This window comes from Natronococcus sp. A-GB1 (assembly GCF_029688845.1).
GTDB lineage: Archaea > Halobacteriota > Halobacteria > Halobacteriales > Natrialbaceae > Natronococcus.
Map to the genome: position 1 here is coordinate 64,003 of NZ_JARUKW010000017.1, position 19,376 is coordinate 83,378.

Sequence of the window (19,376 nt, forward strand, 5' to 3'; positions counted from 1 at the left end):
TCGGGTCAGTCTGCGCCCGCGGAGATCGTTTCGGCAGCCGTTCGCTGGCTGCGCCAGTACCCCTGGGCGTAGGCGCCGACGAACATGCCGGCGATCGCCCACAGGATCGTGACGTTGCCGACGCCGAGGCTGGCGTAGGCCGCACCGGGGCAGATTCCCGAGAGCCCCCAGCCGACGCCGAAGATGCCGCCGCCGATGAGGACGTTGCGGTCGAACGACTTCAGGCGACGGCCGTAGGCCGCTCCGGTCAGCGGCGCCCGCTCGCGCAGTCGCGGCACGAGCGCGAACGCCAGGCCGGTGACGACCGCCGCGCCGCCCATCACGAACAGCAGCCCGAAGTCCTCGAACTGCAGGAAGTTCAGGACGACCTCGGGGCGGGCCATGTGGCTGAAGCCGAGCCCAAAGCCGAAGATCAGGCCGCCGACGAAGATCAGCGGCATGAACAGGGGGTGTCTTTGCTGACTCATACTATGGTGTCACCCCCAGTGCCATCACGACCTGTGCCGTCCCGATCGCGACCGCCAGGAACGTGATCACGCCCACGATCGAGGTCTTCGAGGCCGAGCCGACGCCACAGACGCCGTGGCCCGAGGTACAGCCCTTGCCGATCCGGGTGCCGATCCCGACGAGGATCCCGCCCAGGAACAGCCGCCAGGGCTGGACGTCGGTGAGCCAGATCGTGAATCCGCCGACCTCACGGAGCTCGCCGGTCGTCCCGGACTGGTAGAGCCCGCTCGAGACGAGCCCGGACTGGAACGTCAGCGCGTAGATCGCCGCGCCAGCGACGATCCCCAGGGTGAAGACGACCCGCCAGTCCCGCGAAGCGCGATAGCGCTGGAATCGCGACTGGTCGGAGACGTACGACAGCGTCGACTCGAGGAACGTGCTCGCGCCGGCGGCGATCCCGGTGCCCAGATAGATGACGACGGCACCGAGGCCGACGAGCAGCCCCCCGACGGCGTAGCGACTGATCCCGGCTGGAAACAGGGTCTCGTACAGCGCGGGTGCGATGAGTTCAGGTCCCATTCGGCTACTCGATGGGGTTAATCATCCGCCAGCGAGTCCTTGCTGGCGGCGCAGTTGTTCGGGCCGAGCTCGAGTTCGAACGCCTCCTCGTCGTCGGTCTCCTGCTGACCGAGGTTCGTCGCGATGATCGCCTCGTGGTTCGCGGGGCGAGGCGGCATGTCCGAGAGGATCAGCTCGACGAACTCGTCCTCGTCCATCGTCAGCGCGGCCATCTTCTCGCGAAGCTCGCCGATCGGCGCGGTGTAGGTGCCGTCGGCTGCGGGAACCGCCGCGTCGCTGAAGTGGGCGCCGCCGATCAGGGTTTCGTCGGGGAGCGAGAGGATGCGCTCCTGGAGCGTCTCGTGGAGCTGGCGGGCGGCGTCCTCGGCACCCTCGGCACCCTCCTCTAAGTCGGGGCGGGCGACGCTCTCGACGAAGAGCGTGTCACCCGTCGCGAGCAGCTCGCCGTCGATCAGGTAGGAGGTCATCCCGGAGGTGTGGCCGGGCGTGTAAATCGTCTCGATCGTCACGTCACCGACCTGGAACTCATCGCCGTCCTCGGCCAGCGTCAGCTCGTCGGCGTAGGCGACCCCGCGGTCGACGGCGGCCTCGGGAACGACGCCCTCGACGCCCTCCTCGGCGAGGTTGCGGACGCCCGAGATGTGATCGGCGTGGACGTGCGTGTCGATGGCGTACGTCAGGTCGACGCCGAGTTCGTCGGCGTCCTCGAGGTAGCGGTCGGTGAACGCGCGCAGCGGATCGATGACGGCCGCCTCGTCGTCGTCGTAGACGAGGTAACCGAGACAGCCCGAGGAGGGACGCTGATACTGCAGGAGCGTCCCGCTTCCCTCGTAGCGCCCGACCTCGACGGCCTCGTAGATCCGCGCCCAGCCGTTCATTCCCTCCTCGAGGTGGTTCACGTCGTAGCCGCGGTCCTTCAGCGCGCCCGCGACGAACTCGCTGGCGCCGCCTTTCGCGCAGAGAACCGTCACCTCGTGGTCGTCGGGAATCTTCGCGAGGACGTCCTCGTCGATCTCCTCGTCGAGGAACTCGAAGTAGGGGACGTTGACCGACTCGACGTTCTCGCCGTCGATGCGCCACTCCTCGTAGTCACTGCCCATGCGGGTATCGAGAAGCGTCACCGCCTCGCCGGCGTCGACGCGAGCCTTCAGCTCGCTCGCCGTGACCGACTCGACCGACGCGTCCGGTGTGGGAAAGTCCATGTCGTCCATGTTGTACACTCCGGAGTACCAGCCGTATCCACATAAGAGTTTGCACAGTATTTCCCACAATACACAATACAAGTAGATTAGATATAGACGGTTCACTGTTGGATACGCGCACGAAGGATCGAAATCGACGACAGGCCCGACCCGTTCCGAGCGTCGGGCTGTTCGAGAGTTGTACAATCACCGATACACTTTTATGCTCGTAGCGGATATTGTGTGATAGCTCCAATATAGAGCACAAAGATCACTATGAGTTCCAAACCCACCGCAACCGAGACCCTCGACGTGAAAGGCCAGTCCTGCCCGATGCCCATCGTGAAGACCAAACAGGCGATCGACGACCTCGAGGCGGGCGACGTCCTCGAAGTCGTCGCGACCGACTCAGGCAGCATGAGCGATATCCGGGGCTGGGCCGACGGCACCGACGGCGTCGAACTCCTCGAGCAGGTCGAGGAGGACGAGCTGTACATCCACTACGTGGAGAAGACGGCCTGAGATGAGCACGGAGACACACACGCCGACCGAGGACGGCGAACCAATGAGCGAGGCCGAACTCGAGGCCCGGATCGCGGAGCTCGAGGAGAAAATCGCGGGTCTCGAGACCGAACTCGGTGACGATCGCAAGAAGATGACGATCGTCGCGACGAAGGGTTCGCTCGATATGGCATACCCGCCGCTGATCCTCGCGAGCACGGCGGCCGCCTTCGGCTGGGAGGTCATCGTCTTCCACACGTTCTGGGGACTCGACATCCTCCACGAGGAGAAATCGAAGAAGCTCAAGCTGAGCGCGCTCGGCAACCCCAACATGCCGATGCCGAACGCGCTGGCCGCGCTGCCGGGAATGGACTCGATGGCCACCCGAATGATGCAAAAGCGAATCGACGACAACGGAACGGCGACGATCGAGGAGCTGATCGACGTCTCCCTCGAAAGCGGCGTCGAACTGCAGGCCTGCCAGATGACCGTCGAGCTGATGGAGTACGACGAGGACGACTTCTACGAGGGCGTGACGACCGGCGTCGGCGCGGCGACGGCGCTGCAACACATGGCCGAGTCGGACGTCCAGCTGTTGATCTGACGTGTCCGGATCGACACACTCCTCACTGGGAAGTCCCAGCCTGCGCGTCGTCAAGGCCGTCGCGAACGCAGAAGGGGTCGACCCCGTCGAGCTCGAGCCCCCGCTGTACGACGCCGTGGACCCGAACGCGATCGACGAGCTCTTCGACCCGACGACGGCGCCGAACGCCGCGCGAAACGGCCGACTTCACTTCCGGTATCGAGGCTACGACGTGACGGTACGATCCGACGGTACCGTCTCCCTCGAGTAGGAGCCGATCGACGCCGCCTCTCTGTGCTCGCGACCGACGACGGTCGTGCGTCTCGTTCTCACGAACCGTTCAGCCAGCCATATATCCACGGTTGCTGTACCGTTCGGTATGGCCGCAATCGAACTCGAGGGGCTCACCAAGGACTACGGCGAGGTCGTCGCGAACGACTCGCTTGAGTTCGCCGTCGAGCGCGGCGAGATATTCGGCTTTCTCGGACCGAACGGCGCGGGGAAGACGACGACGATCAGGATGCTTCTCGGATTCATCTCGCCGACGTCGGGAACGGCCCGCGTGCTCGGCGAGGACGTTCGAGAGGAGCGCTCGCTGCTCGAGGCCAAACGGCGGATCGGCTACCTCTCGGACGAACCCGGATTCGACGAACAACAGACCGGTACCGACGTCCTCGACCTCCACGCCTCGATCAAGGGCGACAGCAGACGGGAGGAGCTGCTCGAGCTGTTCGATCCGCCGGTCGAGCGCCGGATTCGGGAGTACTCGCAGGGAAACGCCCGGAAGCTCGGGATCGTGACGGCGTTTATGCATGACCCCGACCTGGTGATCTTAGACGAGCCGACCAACGGCCTGGATCCACTGATGCGCCAGCGCTTCGCCGACTTCCTCCGGGCAGAACGCCAGCGGGGCGTGACGGTGTTTTTCTCCTCGCACAACCTGAGCGAGGTCCGGCGGCTCTGTGATCGAGTCGGCATCATCCGCGACGGCAAACTCGTCACCATCGAACCCGTCGACGCGCTGTTGCGGCGCAGCGGAAAGGTGATCCGGATCCGCAGCGCCGACCCGATCCCGATCGACGTCCTCGACCTCGAGGGCGTCCACGACCTCGAGACGAGCGTCTCCGACGGCCACGAGGGGGCCGATCCGTCGACGGCGTTCACCGAGTGCGTCTTCACCTTCACCGGCGACATCAACGCCCTGCTCCCCCGGCTCGCCGACGACGAGCTGATCGACCTCGCGATCGAGGAGGCGCCCCTCGAGGACGTCTTCATGCGGTTCTACGGCGGTGAGGACGATGTTTGAGATCGCGCGTTACGAGGGCCGAAACCGGCTCAAGGGCAGCGTCTACCTCTCGGTCGGGATGGCGCTGCTGGCGGCGCTGGTAATCTGGGTCTACCCCTCGTTCAGCGACGCCCTCGGCGGGGACGAACTCCTCGAGGCCTATCCCCAGGAGATGCTCCAGCTGTTCCGCATCGAGACGATGGCCTCCCTCGAGGGGTTTCTCGCCTTCGAACTCTACACGTTCGGCTGGATCATCCTGCTCGGATTGTATCTCGCGTACGCGGCCGCGGGCGCGATCGCCGACGACGTCGATCGAGGACGGATGGACACCCTGTTGGCGATGCCGATCTCCCGCGCTCGGCTCGTCGCCGAGAAGTTCGCCGCCCTCTCGGTTCCGATCCTCGTGGTCAACCTCCTCACGCCGCCCGCCATCCTCCTCGGCGCCCGGCTGATCGACGAGCCGCTGTCGGTCGCCGACGTCCTTGCGGCGCATCTGCTGTCGATCCCGTTCCTCTTTGCCTGCGCCGGGATCGGACTGCTGTGCTCGGTTGCCTTCGACCGCGTCGGGATCGCCCAGCGTGTCGCGCTGGGCGTCACGTTCGCGCTGTTTCTCCTCGAGTCGCTGCTGGCCGGGACCGACTACGAAGAGCTCGGCGCGATCGCGCCGATGCGGTACTACGACCCCAACGAGATCCTGCTCGAGAGCACGTACGACCTCGTCGGCGTCGTCGTCCTCGTCGCGATGACCGTCGTGTTGGTCGGAGTCAGCCAGCTGGTGTTCCGGCGCTCGGATCTGTAGGGCATCGACCGATCGTTCGGGTCGGACTGCTCGAGTGAGGTGGTGAGCTAAGGTCGCTCGAGCCGTACCGAGCCTATGTTCAGGAGCTTCAGGATCGGCTCGCTGCTGGGGATCCCGATCAAGCTGGACGTCACCTTCCTGTTGATCCTGCCGGCGTTCGCGTGGCTCATCGCGATCCAGATCGGCGATCTCGTCCCCCTGCTCAACGGGCTACTCGGCACGGCGATCGACGGCGAGGCGGTCACAAGGGGTTCGACGCCGTGGCTGCTCGGCGCGGCCGCCGCGATCGGCCTGTTCGCGAGTGTCCTGGCACACGAGCTGGGTCACTCGGTCGTCGCGATCCGCTACGGGTTCCCGATCGATTCGATCACGCTCTGGCTGCTCGGCGGCGTCGCACAGCTCTCCGAGCAGCCGACGAACTGGCGCCAGGAGCTGGCGATCGCCATCGCCGGACCGATCGTCAGCGTCGGCCTCGGTGTCGGGTTCTACGCGCTCGTCCTCGTCGTTCCGGCGACCCTCGAGACCGTGCAGTTCGTCTTCGCGTATCTGGCGGTGATCAACGTCGTCCTCGCGGCGTTCAACATGCTGCCGGGGTTTCCGATGGACGGCGGGCGCGTCCTCAGGGCGATACTCGGACGGAATCGTCCGTTCGCCGTTGCGACGGCCCAGGCCGCACAGGTCGGAAAGACGTTCGCCCTCCTGCTCGGGCTGTTCGGCCTGCTCGCGTTCAACATCCTCCTGATCGCGATCGCCTTCTTCATCTACATCGCGGCGACCGGAGAGGCCCGTCAGACCGCGATTCAGGCCGCCATCGAGGGGATCACCGTCGCAGACGTGATGACGCCGGTCGACGAGCTCGACACCGTATCCCCGGAGACGACGATAACCGAACTGCTCGACGCAATGATGGAGCACCGCCACACGGGGTTTCCGGTCGTCGAGAACGGTTCGATCGCTGGCGTCGTCACCCTCGAGGACGTCCGGGCGGTCCCGCCGAGCGAGCGCGACTCGCGGACGGTTCGAGCGGTGATGGCGACCGACCTCGAGACGCTCTCGCCGACCGAGGAGGCCTGGGAGGCGCTCGTCTCGCTGCAGCGAAACGACATCGGCCGTCTCGTCGTTCTCGACGACCGCGAGCGACTCGCGGGGCTGGTTACGCGAACCGACCTGATCACGGCGCTCAACGTCGGCGCGGTTCGCTCGGCTGGAGGGACGGTTGATCGGCCGTCGGCGGAACGTCCGGACGACGCGCCACAGCCGGTCGAAAAGCCCCGATGGTGAAGGGTAGCGATTCATACCCCGTCCGCGCGTAGGATCGGATATGTCCCTCGATCGGATCGGATACGTGTACACGTTCGGGATGGACGAGACCGAGCTCCTCGAGACCCTCGAGACGACCGACACCGGCGTGCTCGCGCTGGCGAGCCAGGGATCGGCCTACGCGATCCCAGTCGGCTGTTACTACGACGACGGGGCGCTGTACGTCCGACTCACCGACGACGGCGCGAGTACGAAGCTGTCCTATCTCGAGGCGACCACCGAGGCCTGTATCCTGCTGTACGCCGTCGACCCGCCCGACGGCTCCTGGAGCATCGTCGCGCTCGGGCCGATCCGCGAGCTGACCGACCGGGAGAGCGAGGCGTTCGACGAGGCGACGATGATCGAGCGGTTCGGAAAGCCACGGATCTTCGACGAGGATCTGGATGCCCTCGAGTGGTCGGTGTACGAACTCGAGATCGCGGAGCTCACCGGTCGCAAGACGGGCGGACGGACCCTTTCGTAGTTCGGTCCCGTCGGGAAACGCGCCGCTCGGCGACGATTCGCACACGACAGGACCGGTGACTACCGATCGCTCACGACTGTCATCGTCGCCGTGAACGGTGTTTACTACATCCTTCGGTGTAGCGACGATCCGATGACCGAGACTGCACGGAGGGACCTGTTACGGCTCGCGGGTGCGTCGACCGTCGTGTTCCTCGCAGGCTGTGGAAACGACGACGACGAGGAGGAACCGACCGATGATGAGGACGCAGAACCGGAGGAGGAGACGGCCGACGAGGACTGGGCGGACGTCGACGAGTTCGCCTTCGACGGACGGGTCGAGGCCTGGACCGGGCTCGAGCCGGAGTTTATCGACGGCGAGGACAACCCGACGATCACCCTCATCGAGGGCCAGGAGTACGACTTCAGGTGGGTCAACGCCGACGGGATCCTCCATAACCTGGAGATTCGAGACGAGGACGACGAGATCGTCGACGACTACCAGAGCGACGACGTCGAAGAAGAGGGCGAGGAGACGACGCTCGAGGGCGTCACTGCAACCGAGGAGATGACGACGTACATCTGTGCGTACCACGAATCGACGCAGGTCGGCGACATCGAGATCGAAACGGAGTAGCCGACGTCGCCTCGAGGCGATCGACGGCGTTCTCGGGGAGAGCGAAACTCGACCTCCCGTTCCCGGTCGGTGAGAATCTGTGATGGCTGTTATCTCCCGACGTCCCGTTTCCCTAGATGAAGTGAGCACCGATGGCGGACTACTACGACGAACTCCTCGGCAGCATCGTCGTCTGTCTGCTGGGCGGCGTACTGGCCGGTCTGTTCACCCCGGTTGCGTTCCATTTTGGAGTGTTGCTCGGGGCGCTGACCGCGATGGCGTTCGTCTGCGACGCGCTCTTCGTTCACCCGCCGGTTCCCGAGACCGACCCGCGGCGACTAACCGGAATCCGATAGGCGATCCTCACATACATCTGTGTGTAATATATTCCGTACTGAATTGACCGATTATCGACGGCCGAGTCGGAGTTTCCTCGCACGTTTACCTCATCCTTCGCGGTCCGCAATCTCTCGTTCCGTCTCCTGCCTGAGACGCTCGAGCCCGTCGCTGATCCGGACCTCGTAGGCGTCGGGTTCGGAGACCCGACAGTGGCGCTCGGGAAGACGCTCGAGCTGACTCCGGGTTCGCTCGCGGACGGCGGAGAGGGCGGGCGGGTTGGCGACGAGTAAGCCATCCTCGACGACCGTCTCGAGCAGCGGCCGACCGTCGACCGACTCTCCGCGTGTCGCGAGAACGTCCCGAACGAACGAGCCGTCCCGTTCGACGCGGTAGATCTGTTTCTGTCCGGGGTAGGTCACCTTCCCCGGCGAGAGCTTCATGCTCGGCTCGAGTTCGCCGTCGCGCTCGACGGCAGTGAGCTTGTAGACGACGCCGCTGCTGGGGGCGTCCACGCTCGTCGTCAGCGCCGTTCCGGGACCGAACGCGGTCGCGACGCCGCCCGCGTCGAAAAACTCCCGGAGGAAGTCCTCGTCGACGCTCGAGGAGATGACGATGCCGGCGTCGCCGACAACGTCGTCGACCGCCTTCGAGAGCTCGATCAGATTTCCCGAGTCGAGGCGGACGCCGCCTAGCCGGACACCGCGCTCGTCGGTGATGGTAACCGCGCGTTCAGCCCCCCGAACCGTGTCGTAGGTGTCGACGAGGTAGATCCCGTCGTCGCCGTAGCTGTCGGCGAACGCCTCGAACGACGCCCGTTCGGTCTCGAAGCTCTGGACCCACGAGTGCGCCATCGTTCCGTAAGTTGGCACCCCGAACCGCTCCCCGGCCAGCAGGTTTGAGCTGCCGTCGAACCCGCCGACGGACGCGGCCCTGGCGGCTTTGAGCCCCGCGTCGACGCCGTGGGCTCGCCGGGAGCCGAAGTCGATCAGGTCCTGATCGTCGCCGTGACGGGCGACGACGTCGACCATCCGCGCGGCCTTCGTCGCTACGAGCGTCTGGTAGCCGACCTGGTTGAGCACCAGCGTCTCGAGCAGTTGTGCCTCGAGGATCGGTGCCGTCACCTCGAGAAGGGGTTCGTTCGGGAAGACGAGCGTCCCCTCCGGAACCGCGCGGAGCTCGCCGCTGAACGAGAACGACTCCAGTTCGGCGAGGAACGCGTCGTCGAACCCCTGATCGGCGAGAAACGCCAGCGCGTCGGCGTCGAACTCGAGCGACTCGAGGGCCGCCAGCACCTGCTCGAGTCCCGCGGCGACGGCGTAGCCGCGGTCCGGCGGCAGCGATCGGAAGTACACCGAGAACGTCGCGAGCCGATCGTGGTTCGCGTCGTGGTACCCCTGCATCATGGTCAGCTCGTACCGGTCGGTAAACAGCGCGAGGTCTCGAGGGACGACGTGGCCGAACCTGGGAGCGGTCATGCCTGCAGGTACTGACGCGGCCGCGAAGCAAATAGTCCGGGGCGGAACGCCCGTCGATCGCTCGGCAACCTTTCTTGTGGGTCGATCGCGTACTCTGCGACGATCCAGATGTACTCGACGATACTCCTCCCGATCGACGACGGTGGCGACGCCGACGGTGTAATCGACCGCACGCTCGAGTTCGCTCGACGGTTCGACGCGACGGTCCACGTCCTCTCGGTCGTCGAAACCGGCGCCGAACCCGTCGGGCTCGACCAGCAAGCGCGCGACGAACTCCGGGGGCGGGCCGAAAAGCGCGGGCGGCAGGCGACCGCCCGCGTCCAGGAACGCGCGGCGGAGCTCGACGTCGAGACGACGCGGGCCGTCCGGGAGGGAACTCCCCACGAACTCGTCCTCGAGTACGCCGAGCACGAGGACGTCGACCTGATCGTGATGAGAACCCGCACCCGAGACGGTCCGTCCGTCGGGCTCGGGAGCACGACCGAGCGCGTGGTCGCCCGGGCCGATCGTCCCGTGATTGCGGTTCGACTCGAGGGCGACACATCGGCCGTCGACGAGATCTCGTACGACCGCGTCGTGATCCCCACCGACGGCAGCGACGCCGCCGAACGCGCCGCCGAGCGCGGCCTCGAGTTCGCCGAGACTTACGGCGCGTCCGTGTACGTCCCCTACGTGGTCGACACGACGAGCTACGACCTCGAGGAGACCTCCCGGAGCATGGTCGGCCTGCTGAAACAGGGCGGGCAAAACGCCGTCGAGGCCGTCGCCGAGGACGCCCGCGGGCGCGGCCTGTCGGTGAAGACCGACGTCCTCCGGGGGGTTCCAGACGCGGAACTCCTCGAGTACGCCGCCGGGCTCGAGGGCGACCTGATCGCGATGGGAACGCGGGGGCGAGGCGGGGCCACCGGCGACCTGCTGGGAAGCACCACCGATCGCGTTCTGCGACGTGCCCACTGTCCGGTGTTGACCGTTCGCTGACGTGGGGGGAGTTTCAAGACGCCGGTCGTGGTACCACAACCCATGTACGACGACGTCCTCATCGCGACCGACGGCAGCGACGTGGCGACGACGGCAGGAACGGTCGGTATCTCGCTCGCCCGCGCGCTCGAGGCGTCGGTCCACGTGCTGGCGGTGGCCGAACGGAAACGCGGCGGCACGGCCGAGCGCGATCGCCGCGAAGCGGATGTGGAGGCGCTCGCAGGCAAAGCGCGCGGGGTCGGTTGTGAGGTCGAGCCCGTCGTCCGAACCGGCCGTCCGGCGAGCGAGATCTCGACGTACGCCGACGAGATCGACGCAGATCTGGTCGTCGTCGGGACCCACGGACGGACGGGCGTCCGTCAGGTAGTTCTCGGGAGCGTCGCACTCGAGGTGATCCGCGAGGTCCAACGGCCCGTCCTCTCGGTCGGGTCGACGGCGTCGTGGAACGGGAACTCGGAGTCGATCGAGGACGTGCTGCTGGCGACCGATGGCTGGTCGGGGTCGACGGCTGCAACCGAACACGCTCTCGCGCTGGCCGAGGCCTGCGACGCCAGGCTCCACGCACTGTACGCCGTCGACCTCGATGCAGACGTGCCGGAGCTCCGCCAGGGGTTCGAGGAGCACGGCGAGAAGACGACGGCAGCCGTCGCGGAACGAGCCACAGAACGCGGCGTCGAGGCGACCCGAACGGTCGTCCACGGACCTGCCCACGAGGTCGTCCTCGAGCACGCGGGCACCGACAGCGTCGACCTGCTCGTGATGGGAACCGAGAGCAAATCGAACCTCGAGCGACTGGTCGTCGGCAGCGTCTCCCAGCGCGTGGTTCCGTCCGCGGACGTGCCGGTGTTGACCGTGCGAACGGTCGACGATCAGGTCTCCTCGTAGAACGACTCGTGGGGATCGATCCCCGCGACCGTCGGCGGCGAGGGGTGACGTACGACGAACACGTCGTAGGCGTCCTCGGCCGCGAGGTGGACGCCGACGCTCGTCAGCGGCGTCACGACGCGGCCGACGTTGTCGCTGCCGAGGAAGACGACGCTCGGGTCGTGCTCGAGGACCAGCTGCTCGATATGGGTGGCCAGCCGATCCTCGGGCGGGAACTCCCGAATTCGCTCGGCGTCGAACGACGCCTCCGGGGCCAGCTCGCGGACGTGGTCTCGCAGGGTCGCGACGATCCGCTCGGGATCGAACGGTTCCTCGTCGGCGATCCACCCCTTCTCTCTGGCGTAGCGGTTTCGCTCGGGGACGACGCTGACCGCGACGACGTCTTCCTCCAGGGCGCGTCCGTACTCGAGTGCACGAACGAGCGCGGCCGCCGCGAGCTCGGAACCGTCGAACGGGACGACGAACGTCATACCCGTCACACCACCGCACGGGTCTTAATCCTCGAGGGCTCGCTCTCGTTGCCAACACAGTCAAGATTTCCGGAACGAGGTGTTTTGCGGTCTCGAGCCGTTCGTCGGAGTATGCGCGACTCACGCTGGCACCAGCTGAGCGGGTCGGAACTCGAGGCGTTCCTCGGACAGGGCGGAACGGGCGTCATCTCCTTCGCTACCGACACCGGCACCGCACCGCCCTCGATACCCGTCTCCTACGGGTACAGCCCGGACGTCGAGGCGTTCTACTTCCGGCTTTCGCTGCCGCCCGAAAGTCGGAAGACGGAGCTCGTCGACCGCCCAGTGTCGTTCGTCACCTACGGGGAAACCGACGACGGCTGGAAAAGCGCCGTCGCGACAGGGCGGCTCGAGGCCGTCGAGGAGGCGTCGTACGACTCGCCGACCGTCCAGGGGATGTGGGGGATCGAGATCCCCGAGGTCGACGTTTTCGAGCAACCCCGCGAGGAGCTGACGTTTCGGGACTTCCAGCTCGCACCCGAGACGCTGTCGGGGCGCACGGAGGTCCCGTCGGAGCCGTAACTGTCCGGGGCTAGGATGAACCGAAACGAACCGCTCGCCGTTACTTCTCGGGACGGACGATCGTTACCGAGACGGGCGCCCGCCTCGAGACGGTTTCGGCGACGCTCCCGAGCAGCACACGGCCGATCCCGGAACGACCCTGGCTCCCGATGACGACGTGGTCGACGCCGAGGTCGTCGACGGCGCCGACGATCGCCCGTGCAGGTGAGCCGCGGGCGAGTTCCGTCCTGACGGGGACGTCGAACTCGGCCGCGAACTCGGCGTACTCCTCGAGTAACTCCTCGGCCTCGCGTTCGCGATCGTCCATGTACTCGCGGTTCCAGACCGCCTCCTCGGTCGTCGAGGCGGCTCGGAACGGATCGAGTACGTGCAAAACGACGATCTCGTTCGTCTCGAACGCGGTCGCCGCAACCTGTAGCGCGTGCCGAGAGTGTTCGGAGCCGTCCACTGGAACAAGGATCCTGTCGAACATCGTCGCATCTACGCCGAAAAGACATATAATGGTAATTCGTCAGCGGAAGAGAGTCTCGACATCGAACATTTAGGAACAGGCGAACGAAGCGCTTTCCGGCCGCGACTCGGGGAACCGTCGTCGGACGTTTCGCGTCGCCGAGAACGATCACGGAACGCTTTATATCCGGATCGCATTGCCCCCCGCATGGTACGACACATCCTGGTCCCGCTGGACGGGTCGGAGCCGTCGTGGGCCGCACTCGAGCACGCCGCCGAGAACTACGAGGGCGGCCGGATCACCGCCCTGCACGTCGTCGATCCCTCGGCGGGATCGTACGCGGGCGCCGAGGGCGGCTACTACGATCCCGTGGCGTTCGACCGCGCACGCGAACGCGGCGAGGAGATCTGCGAGGAGGCCCGCGAGCGGCTCCGCGAAGCGGGCATCCTGGAGACGACCGACCTCGAAACCGCCGTCGAGACCGGCGGCGCCTCCCGAACGATCCTCGAGTACACGGAGGCCGAGGACGTCGACCACGTCGTCATCGGCAGCCACGGCCGCTCGGGCATCTCGCGGATCCTCATCGGCAGCGTCGCCGAGACAGTGACACGTCGGGCACCCGTCCCCGTAACGATCGTTCGGTGAGTCACTCGTGACGATGCCTGACCACACCACGGACGTCGGCGAAACCCTGCTCGTCCCGGTCGCGAACGCCGAAGCTGCGGACCGCCAGCTCGACACCGCGATCGACATCGCTACCGACCACTCCGCTCGCATCCTGCTAGTGTACGTCCTCGAGGTCCCCCCGCAGCTGTCGCTACAGGACGGACGCCGATACCTCCTCGAGGACGAGACCGAAGCGATGCTCGAGGAGGCCGCAGCGTCCGTTGCCTCTCGGGGCATCCCCGTCGACAGGCGCATCCGGATGGCCCGCGGCGTGGCTACGGGGATCGTCGGCGCGGCCGACGAACACGACGCCGACGCGGTCTTGCTGGGGTGGCGCGGTCGGCCGCCCCGACAGGACGTCATCCTGGGTTCTCACCTCGACAGAGTCCTCCGGGACGTCGACTGTGACGTCCTCGTCAAGCGGATCAAGACGCCGACCGACGACGTCGAGTCTGTGCTCGTCCCGATCGCCGGCGGTCCCCACGACGAGTTCGCGGCCGAGGCCGCTGCTTCGGTCGCCCGCGCGAACGACGCTGACGCGACGCTGTTACACGTCCTCGAGTCCGACGAACCCGAACTCACTCGGGAGTCGGCTCGAGCCGTCCTCGCCGAAACCGCGGGGATCTTCGAGGGCGTGTCGTCGGTCGAACGCGAACTGCTCGAGGCCGACGACGTCGCGGGGGCGATCACCGATCGGACGACCGAGCACGATCTTACCGTACTCGGCGTCTCCCGCGGCGGGATCGTCCAGCGCAAGCTCCTGGGAACGATCTCGGAGGCGGTCGGTCGCCACGCGGCCGGCACCGTCGTACTCGCGAAGCGTCACGATCCCGTCCCCTCCCGGCTGCGCCGGCTCGGGTCGCGTCTCGGACGCTGACCGACGATCGGCGACTCGCACCGTAGCCGGATCTGTGATCCTGAGGACAGGAGATACAATTATACGGATCGTTGGAATACCTCCGATATGAGCGATCGTATTCTCGTCCCGTACGACGGCTCCGAGCCAGCAAGATACGCCCTCGAGTTCGCCTTCGAGACGTTCGCCGACGCCGACGTCACCGCGCTCCACGTCATCCAGGTCCCGGAGGGATACTGGGGCGCCTTCGAGGGTCCCGACATCAGTCCGCCCGTCACCGAGAAGGCCCGCGAGTACGCCGAGGAACTCCTCGAACCCGCACGTGAACTCGCGGCCGACCGGGGTCGGGATCTCGAGACCGAGATCCGTTCCGGAAAGCCCGACGATCAAATCGTCGAGTACGCGGAGAAGGAGGGGTACGACGCCATCGTCGTGGGCAGTCACGGCCGCGAGGGAATCTCGAGAGTGCTGCTCGGCAGCGTCGCAGAGAACGTCGTCCGTCGATCGCCGACCCCGGTCGTCGTCGCTCGCGACCCCGACGTCAAGTGAGCGCTACAGCGTCTCGAGCAGCTGATCGATCTCGTCTCGCGTGTTGAACGCGTGAACCGAGATCCGGATCGCGTCGGGGTACGGCAGCGAGCGGACGACGATATCCGCGTCGGCGAGCCGTTCGACGGTCGCCTCGGGGTCGTCGACGTCGACGGTGACGAGCCCAGACTCGAACGAACGCGGACTTAGCAGACGCTCGTTGGAGAGCCCATGCTTGAGGCGATCGGTCAGCGTCTCGATGCGCGACTCGATGGCTTCGGCTCCGAGCTCCTGGTGGAGTTCGATCGCCTGCCGGAGTCCGGCGTCGGTCGCGGGACTGGTCGTCCCGACCTCGAACCGGCCCGCACCGGGCGCGTACTCGTAGTCGGGCGAGTTCGGGTCGACGACGCTGCGGTAGCCGATCGCGCTCGGCGCGTAGTCGGTCTCGACACCCTCCCGGACGTAGAGGAAGCCGGCCCCGAACGGGCCCAGCAGCCACTTGTGGCCCGCACCGACGACGAAGTCGGCACCCCACTCGCTGACGTCGACGGGGGTCTGGCCGGGCGACTGGACGGCGTCGAGCAACACCGCGGCACCGGCGTCGTGGGCGATGTCGACCAGTTCGCGGACCGGGAGCCGGGTCCCGTGGGTCCAGGTGATCGAGCTGAACTCGAACAGCGTCGCGCCCTCGAGGGCGGTCTTGACGTCCTCGAGGTCGACCCGTCCGTTCTCGGTCTCGAGGACGCGTACCTCGACGCCACACTCGCGTTCGAGCCGGCGCCAGGGGAGGATTCCGGCGGCGTGCTCGAGGTCCGTGCGGACGACGACGTCGTCGGCGTCCCAGTCGAGGGCGCCGGCGACGCGGTTGATCCCATCCGTTGTGCTCTGGGTGAGCGCGACCTCGGCCTCGCTCGCCCCCAGCAGGTCGGCGACCGCGGGCTTCGTCGCGTCGTGGCTCTCGCCCGCAGCGACGTACATCCCCTCCTCGACGGGCGCCTCGTACTCGTGAGACTCGAGTGCCGACTCGGCGGCCTCGACGACCCGCCGCGGGCTGGGACCGCCCGCGCCCGTGTTGAAGTAGCTGGCGCGCTCGAGGGCCGGAATGTCCGCCCGGAGCTGTTCGTGATCCATACGGAGCCCGTTGGCTCGCGGGCTCCTAAGCGTTCGGCTCGGCGACCGAGCGCGAAAATCGGGGGTCGGTCTCGCGGTTCGTCCTCACTTCCATCAACTAATGGATATGTTTGAAGAGCCGTGCTGAATACATAACGCATATCTTACATCACAACTCGACTGGCTCTGATAATTCAGCCAGTCACATGTGAACGGCGGTTCGGAAATGCAGCCATATATGCAGCCGATCCTTGCCCGGTAGAGTTTATACGATTTCCAAGAAACGGTTTCATGTGGACGATTAATGACAGAGACCCCGACGCAACGGCTCACGTTCCCGGTTCTGGTCGGGTTGGTGCTTGCATTATTCGGGTTCCCGCTCGGTCGTATTCTGTTGAATAACCTACCCGGGCTGTTGAGTTCCCAGAGCTTCTTTCAGGTGTATAAGTGGTTGCTCGCCGGTGCGCTCTTAATACTGGTCGTTGCCGTCGAGCGACAACCCCTGTCATCGATTGGTGTTCGCAGACCGGAGGGTTGGGATGTCTGGATCGGGTTTGTCGTTGGCGTGATTTGTTTCTTCACAATCCCGGTTATGATCGCAGTTGTCGGATGGGTTGGTCTTGAACCGGGGTGGGCAACCAACGGGAGCCAGGAGCTGGGAATCGAGGCGCTCCTGTTCTCACTGTTCATCGGTATAACTGCCGGGATTACCGAGGAGATAACCTATCGTGGATACGCCCTGGAGCACATCGAGTCCCTTACCAACTCTGTCTGGTTCGCGGGGGGAGTCACCGCATTCATATTTATCATTATACACTATGGCTCACATGACATCGGCGGACTCCTCGTCATCACTCCGCTGACGATAATATTGACAGCCGCGTACGTCTGGCGACGGAACATCCTCATCCCAATCATTGGGCACGTCTTCATTAATGGAGTCGGGACTGTTGTTGCTATACTCAGTCTTATTCTATCATCCCTTTCATAAGTCTGTTAAATCTTACACGGCTGCTATGGCAACAATTATCTAAACAAATTCGGTCACACAAGATGGACGGCGCGAATGTGACACGAAGGTCCCGCCGGACGTGAGGTGTTTGGCTCGGTCAGTGCAGGAGTTCTATGACACCCTAATCGATTTTAATGGTTAGATCTTACTAGAATTGTGGCTCTATTTTCGAATATGGACGTGGACCAGAGGCTTGGAGCAGGCCTGTTATTCCTCATCATAGCGCTCGGAGTCCTGGTAACCCGGCCATGGGAACCTATGCTAATTGGAGCTGTCGCAGGTCTTAACCTCCTGATAAGCGCTGTATTCCTCCTCACCGTTGGAAGGGACGCGGTAGAGGACACAGGGTACGATATGGGGTTCTGGCTTCTCGCCCTTGCAACCGCTACAGCCGCCTACATTGGTGCTGGATTCGGAATCAGAGGCGAAATCGACACAACGGAGTTTCTCGTATTCATAATAGGGTTCGGGATTCTCCTGGGCCTCCTCGCGGAGATCAGAGGTAGAATATCAGGATGAACCCGAAGAACCAGAAATCGCTCGGATCGCAAGCACGTCCTTGTAGCCGATTCAGCACACCTACGACAGAATAAACGCAATCGCCGTGCTGTACTCATCCTCTGGATGTTGCAGGCGCTTTCTGCCAGCTACTGGATAGATTGAGGGAGACGTGCTGAACTCAAGGCACGAATACATCAGTGATCTCGTAGCAAGATCACGAGACCAATGAGGCTCCGGAGTTCTACGTCAAAGACAAACCTGCCAAGAGCACTCAACCACGTGATCCCGAACGCGAACAAGAGAAGCTCGGCGAGAATACGTCTTCCCGAGATGCGTCTTTCACTTGTCGTTTATCGTTACTTCTTGTACTGGGTTCGCTTGGGGGTTGAAGCCCGCGACTTCTCCTGTCGGAATGTCACCTCGTGCGAGCTGTTTCCGGCCGTACAGTGCAATTATCACGAGACCGATGAGGAGATAGACGCCAAAGTTGAGCCCCGCGATCAGTTCCACGTACTCTTCTTGGATCACGTCGTCGATGATGATAGCATCGGGATCAAATGGAATCAAGCCTGCCGACGCATTCAACCCGGCGTGGAAGAACATCGCCAGGAGGACGCTTGCAGAGTTGTTGTACAGCCAGCCGAGGATTACGGACCAGACGACGACTGTCGGGAAGTACAGCAACGTATTGACTAACGGGTAGTCCGAGTGGGGTGCCACCGGGGCGAAAAACAACGGCAGGTGCCAGAAGGCAAAGACGACACCGACCACGAGACTCGCCGTCAGCGCCGAATATCGCTCCTGCAGCAACGGCTGCGCCAGGCCACGCCACCCAGGTTCCTCATTGAGGCCACCACTAAAAACCAACGTGAACAACAGTAGGGGGGCGTAAGACAGGATCGGAACCGTCAGCGCTCCGAAATCATACGGACCACCGAATGCGATGTACAGTATGGAGACCGCACCCACAGCGACGATGGGAAGGCCCAGAGCCGCGAGCCACCACCGGAGATTAACCCGCCAGGTCAGGATTTGGCTGGCCCAGGTGCGGAGGTCTCCCCCGCCGAATTTGACGACGATAGCCGCCGCGACGAGTGGACCGAACCCTCCGAGGTACATGAGGAAGACGCCGACCCAGATTATCGTGTCTGATTCGCCAGGCCCAATCTCTCCCGGCCCCGGGAGCATCAACATCGGTGCCCAGATCAGCCAGCTGTATCCGAGGGTGAGGAGGAAAAACGAGAGTACCGGTCGGCTCCGGATCGCATTACGGATGGTTCCCATCGTCAACCTTCATCCTCTTTATGCCCTCTGGCGGTACCGAAGACCGCATCGACCCATGTGAGTGGATTTGCAGAGACCACGTCATACCGACTTTGGGTTCTGAAGCGCTGCTCATACGCATACGTGGTTATTAGACAACATATACCGAGGTGGTGATTCTCCAACTACGGGGACAACTGTTGGAGTGCTGTATCCAACCTCTGCATACAGCACGCAGTTACTAACAGAATCTGAGTAGAGCGTTCAGCCTCTGCTGAATTCAAGCGCGAATGTCGCACAAGACTCGGCTTGATGTACGAAGGCGGAGATCGTTCAGTACAGGTAATTCAGTCACTGATGCTTTGAGTCAGCCTCGGGCCTTCTTATAGGGGATATGAAGTAAAATCCCACTCCAAGTCCAATACCTGTTGCAATCGCTCGGGCAAACGTCCTTATGGCAATTTCTTCTCCGGCGATGAACAATTGGACAAACAGTGAGATGAGAACCATACCAGCGAACCCGATGAGA

Annotated in this window: 25 protein-coding genes; 17 read left to right on the plus strand and 8 right to left on the minus strand. The window is 64.4% G+C overall.

From position 1 onward, the window contains the following. Positions 1-5: 5 nt before the first annotated feature. Genes QA600_RS18150 through QA600_RS18160 form a run of 3 tightly spaced genes read right to left on the minus strand, consistent with a single transcriptional unit; the run spans position 6 to position 2,237 of the window. Positions 6-467 carry a DUF6691 family protein gene (locus tag QA600_RS18150; protein WP_278293339.1) on the minus strand — a complete coding sequence of 154 codons (462 nt, stop codon included), beginning with the start codon at positions 465-467 and terminating at the stop codon, positions 6-8. Between the two features lies 1 nt (position 468). Beyond that, positions 469-1,026, minus strand: coding sequence for a YeeE/YedE family protein (locus tag QA600_RS18155; RefSeq protein ID WP_278293340.1), 558 nt, complete (start codon positions 1,024-1,026; stop codon positions 469-471). A gap of 17 nt (positions 1,027-1,043) precedes the next feature. After that, complete coding sequence (locus QA600_RS18160; protein WP_278293341.1) at positions 1,044-2,237, minus strand: MBL fold metallo-hydrolase; 1,194 nt, start codon at positions 2,235-2,237, stop codon at positions 1,044-1,046. A gap of 246 nt (positions 2,238-2,483) precedes the next feature. Between QA600_RS18160 and QA600_RS18165 the strand changes: the two genes are divergently transcribed. The 9 genes from QA600_RS18165 (at position 2,484) to QA600_RS18205 (ending at position 8,108) form a co-directional block, all read left to right on the plus strand. Next, a complete protein-coding gene (locus QA600_RS18165) occupies positions 2,484-2,729 on the plus strand; it encodes a sulfurtransferase TusA family protein (RefSeq protein WP_278293342.1) in 246 nt (81 codons plus the stop codon). A gap of 1 nt (position 2,730) precedes the next feature. Continuing rightward, positions 2,731-3,312 carry a DsrE/DsrF/DrsH-like family protein gene (locus tag QA600_RS18170; RefSeq protein ID WP_278293343.1) on the plus strand — a complete coding sequence of 194 codons (582 nt, stop codon included), beginning with the start codon at positions 2,731-2,733 and terminating at the stop codon, positions 3,310-3,312. A 1-nt stretch (position 3,313) separates the two neighbouring features. Continuing rightward, complete coding sequence (locus QA600_RS18175; protein WP_278293344.1) at positions 3,314-3,562, plus strand: HalOD1 output domain-containing protein; 249 nt, start codon at positions 3,314-3,316, stop codon at positions 3,560-3,562. Between the two features lie 108 nt (positions 3,563-3,670). Beyond that, positions 3,671-4,597 (plus strand): ABC transporter ATP-binding protein, encoded by a 927-nt coding sequence (locus QA600_RS18180; protein ID WP_278293345.1) that lies wholly within the window; start codon positions 3,671-3,673, stop codon positions 4,595-4,597. Further along, positions 4,590-5,375: an ABC transporter permease subunit gene (locus QA600_RS18185; RefSeq protein WP_278293346.1), complete on the plus strand. Its 786-nt coding sequence runs from the start codon at positions 4,590-4,592 to the stop codon at positions 5,373-5,375. The genes QA600_RS18180 and QA600_RS18185 overlap by 8 nt, the downstream gene beginning before the upstream one ends. 75 nt (positions 5,376-5,450) lie before the next feature. Next, a complete protein-coding gene (locus tag QA600_RS18190) occupies positions 5,451-6,656 on the plus strand; it encodes a CBS domain-containing protein (RefSeq protein ID WP_278293347.1) in 1,206 nt (401 codons plus the stop codon). A gap of 40 nt (positions 6,657-6,696) precedes the next feature. Continuing rightward, a complete protein-coding gene (locus tag QA600_RS18195; protein WP_278293348.1) occupies positions 6,697-7,158 on the plus strand; it encodes a pyridoxamine 5'-phosphate oxidase family protein in 462 nt (153 codons plus the stop codon). Positions 7,159-7,290: 132 nt separating this feature from the next. Then, positions 7,291-7,773 (plus strand): PKD domain-containing protein, encoded by a 483-nt coding sequence (locus QA600_RS18200; RefSeq protein ID WP_278293349.1) that lies wholly within the window; start codon positions 7,291-7,293, stop codon positions 7,771-7,773. 131 nt (positions 7,774-7,904) lie between these two features. Further along, on the plus strand, positions 7,905-8,108 hold the full coding sequence (locus QA600_RS18205; RefSeq protein ID WP_278293350.1) for a hypothetical protein: 204 nt from the start codon (positions 7,905-7,907) through the stop codon (positions 8,106-8,108). A gap of 90 nt (positions 8,109-8,198) precedes the next feature. Here the strand turns inward: QA600_RS18205 and QA600_RS18210 are convergent, their stop codons facing one another. Next, positions 8,199-9,566, minus strand: coding sequence for a nicotinate phosphoribosyltransferase (locus tag QA600_RS18210; protein WP_278293351.1), 1,368 nt, complete (start codon positions 9,564-9,566; stop codon positions 8,199-8,201). Positions 9,567-9,674: 108 nt separating this feature from the next. Here QA600_RS18210 and QA600_RS18215 point away from each other — a divergent pair, with 108 nt between their 5' ends. Both QA600_RS18215 and QA600_RS18220 read left to right on the plus strand, forming a co-directional pair. After that, a complete protein-coding gene (locus QA600_RS18215; protein WP_278293352.1) occupies positions 9,675-10,544 on the plus strand; it encodes a universal stress protein in 870 nt (289 codons plus the stop codon). Between the two features lie 42 nt (positions 10,545-10,586). Next, positions 10,587-11,429, plus strand: coding sequence for a universal stress protein (locus QA600_RS18220; RefSeq protein WP_278293353.1), 843 nt, complete (start codon positions 10,587-10,589; stop codon positions 11,427-11,429). Here QA600_RS18220 and QA600_RS18225 read toward each other — a convergent pair. Continuing rightward, positions 11,414-11,899 (minus strand): universal stress protein, encoded by a 486-nt coding sequence (locus QA600_RS18225; RefSeq protein ID WP_278293354.1) that lies wholly within the window; start codon positions 11,897-11,899, stop codon positions 11,414-11,416. The genes QA600_RS18220 and QA600_RS18225 overlap by 16 nt on opposite strands. Positions 11,900-12,010: 111 nt before the next feature. Here QA600_RS18225 and QA600_RS18230 point away from each other — a divergent pair, with 111 nt between their 5' ends. Then, a complete protein-coding gene (locus QA600_RS18230) occupies positions 12,011-12,460 on the plus strand; it encodes a pyridoxamine 5'-phosphate oxidase family protein (RefSeq protein WP_278293355.1) in 450 nt (149 codons plus the stop codon). Between the two features lie 40 nt (positions 12,461-12,500). Here QA600_RS18230 and QA600_RS18235 read toward each other — a convergent pair whose 3' ends face one another. After that, positions 12,501-12,932 carry a universal stress protein gene (locus QA600_RS18235; RefSeq protein WP_278293356.1) on the minus strand — a complete coding sequence of 144 codons (432 nt, stop codon included), beginning with the start codon at positions 12,930-12,932 and terminating at the stop codon, positions 12,501-12,503. Positions 12,933-13,118: 186 nt separating this feature from the next. On the opposite strand from QA600_RS18235, the gene QA600_RS18240 reads away from it, so the two are divergent. From QA600_RS18240 to QA600_RS18250, 3 genes are all read left to right on the plus strand, one after another. Then, positions 13,119-13,556 (plus strand): universal stress protein, encoded by a 438-nt coding sequence (locus QA600_RS18240; RefSeq protein ID WP_278293357.1) that lies wholly within the window; start codon positions 13,119-13,121, stop codon positions 13,554-13,556. A gap of 13 nt (positions 13,557-13,569) precedes the next feature. Next, positions 13,570-14,454, plus strand: a complete 885-nt coding sequence (locus tag QA600_RS18245) for a universal stress protein (RefSeq protein ID WP_278293358.1) — start codon at positions 13,570-13,572, stop codon at positions 14,452-14,454. Positions 14,455-14,541: 87 nt separating this feature from the next. Continuing rightward, positions 14,542-14,982, plus strand: coding sequence for a universal stress protein (locus QA600_RS18250; protein WP_278293359.1), 441 nt, complete (start codon positions 14,542-14,544; stop codon positions 14,980-14,982). A 3-nt stretch (positions 14,983-14,985) separates the two neighbouring features. Here QA600_RS18250 and QA600_RS18255 read toward each other — a convergent pair whose 3' ends face one another. Beyond that, positions 14,986-16,092, minus strand: a complete 1,107-nt coding sequence (locus tag QA600_RS18255) for an aminotransferase class V-fold PLP-dependent enzyme (protein ID WP_278293360.1) — start codon at positions 16,090-16,092, stop codon at positions 14,986-14,988. A 283-nt stretch (positions 16,093-16,375) separates the two neighbouring features. On the opposite strand from QA600_RS18255, the gene QA600_RS18260 reads away from it, so the two are divergent. Together QA600_RS18260 and QA600_RS18265 are read left to right on the plus strand one after the other, a co-directional pair. Continuing rightward, positions 16,376-17,062, plus strand: a complete 687-nt coding sequence (locus QA600_RS18260) for a type II CAAX endopeptidase family protein (RefSeq protein WP_278293361.1) — start codon at positions 16,376-16,378, stop codon at positions 17,060-17,062. Positions 17,063-17,257: 195 nt separating this feature from the next. Further along, positions 17,258-17,602: a hypothetical protein gene (locus tag QA600_RS18265; RefSeq protein WP_278293362.1), complete on the plus strand. Its 345-nt coding sequence runs from the start codon at positions 17,258-17,260 to the stop codon at positions 17,600-17,602. 321 nt (positions 17,603-17,923) lie between these two features. Here the strand turns inward: QA600_RS18265 and QA600_RS18270 are convergent, their stop codons facing one another. Further along, positions 17,924-18,868 carry a CPBP family intramembrane glutamic endopeptidase gene (locus tag QA600_RS18270; protein ID WP_278293363.1) on the minus strand — a complete coding sequence of 315 codons (945 nt, stop codon included), beginning with the start codon at positions 18,866-18,868 and terminating at the stop codon, positions 17,924-17,926. Positions 18,869-19,376: the final 508 nt, after the last annotated feature.

Bases quoted from the DNA above. Each gene is read 5' to 3' on its own strand.
- QA600_RS18150 (WP_278293339.1), bottom strand. From the start codon at position 467: ATGAGTCAGCAAAGACACCCCCTGTTCATGCCGCTGATCTTCGTCGGC.
- QA600_RS18155 (WP_278293340.1), bottom strand. From the start codon at position 1,026: ATGGGACCTGAACTCATCGCACCCGCGCTGTACGAGACCCTGTTTCCA.
- QA600_RS18160 (WP_278293341.1), bottom strand. From the start codon at position 2,237: ATGGACGACATGGACTTTCCCACACCGGACGCGTCGGTCGAGTCGGTC.
- QA600_RS18165 (WP_278293342.1), top strand. From the start codon at position 2,484: ATGAGTTCCAAACCCACCGCAACCGAGACCCTCGACGTGAAAGGCCAG.
- QA600_RS18170 (WP_278293343.1), top strand. From the start codon at position 2,731: ATGAGCACGGAGACACACACGCCGACCGAGGACGGCGAACCAATGAGC.
- QA600_RS18180 (WP_278293345.1), top strand. From the start codon at position 3,671: ATGGCCGCAATCGAACTCGAGGGGCTCACCAAGGACTACGGCGAGGTC.
- QA600_RS18185 (WP_278293346.1), top strand. From the start codon at position 4,590: ATGTTTGAGATCGCGCGTTACGAGGGCCGAAACCGGCTCAAGGGCAGC.
- QA600_RS18190 (WP_278293347.1), top strand. From the start codon at position 5,451: ATGTTCAGGAGCTTCAGGATCGGCTCGCTGCTGGGGATCCCGATCAAG.
- QA600_RS18195 (WP_278293348.1), top strand. From the start codon at position 6,697: ATGTCCCTCGATCGGATCGGATACGTGTACACGTTCGGGATGGACGAG.
- QA600_RS18200 (WP_278293349.1), top strand. From the start codon at position 7,291: ATGACCGAGACTGCACGGAGGGACCTGTTACGGCTCGCGGGTGCGTCG.
- QA600_RS18205 (WP_278293350.1), top strand. From the start codon at position 7,905: ATGGCGGACTACTACGACGAACTCCTCGGCAGCATCGTCGTCTGTCTG.
- QA600_RS18210 (WP_278293351.1), bottom strand. From the start codon at position 9,566: ATGACCGCTCCCAGGTTCGGCCACGTCGTCCCTCGAGACCTCGCGCTG.
- QA600_RS18215 (WP_278293352.1), top strand. From the start codon at position 9,675: ATGTACTCGACGATACTCCTCCCGATCGACGACGGTGGCGACGCCGAC.
- QA600_RS18220 (WP_278293353.1), top strand. From the start codon at position 10,587: ATGTACGACGACGTCCTCATCGCGACCGACGGCAGCGACGTGGCGACG.
- QA600_RS18225 (WP_278293354.1), bottom strand. From the start codon at position 11,899: ATGACGTTCGTCGTCCCGTTCGACGGTTCCGAGCTCGCGGCGGCCGCG.
- QA600_RS18230 (WP_278293355.1), top strand. From the start codon at position 12,011: ATGCGCGACTCACGCTGGCACCAGCTGAGCGGGTCGGAACTCGAGGCG.
- QA600_RS18235 (WP_278293356.1), bottom strand. From the start codon at position 12,932: ATGTTCGACAGGATCCTTGTTCCAGTGGACGGCTCCGAACACTCTCGG.
- QA600_RS18240 (WP_278293357.1), top strand. From the start codon at position 13,119: ATGGTACGACACATCCTGGTCCCGCTGGACGGGTCGGAGCCGTCGTGG.
- QA600_RS18245 (WP_278293358.1), top strand. From the start codon at position 13,570: ATGCCTGACCACACCACGGACGTCGGCGAAACCCTGCTCGTCCCGGTC.
- QA600_RS18250 (WP_278293359.1), top strand. From the start codon at position 14,542: ATGAGCGATCGTATTCTCGTCCCGTACGACGGCTCCGAGCCAGCAAGA.
- QA600_RS18255 (WP_278293360.1), bottom strand. From the start codon at position 16,092: ATGGATCACGAACAGCTCCGGGCGGACATTCCGGCCCTCGAGCGCGCC.
- QA600_RS18260 (WP_278293361.1), top strand. From the start codon at position 16,376: ATGACAGAGACCCCGACGCAACGGCTCACGTTCCCGGTTCTGGTCGGG.
- QA600_RS18265 (WP_278293362.1), top strand. From the start codon at position 17,258: ATGGACGTGGACCAGAGGCTTGGAGCAGGCCTGTTATTCCTCATCATA.
- QA600_RS18270 (WP_278293363.1), bottom strand. From the start codon at position 18,868: ATGGGAACCATCCGTAATGCGATCCGGAGCCGACCGGTACTCTCGTTT.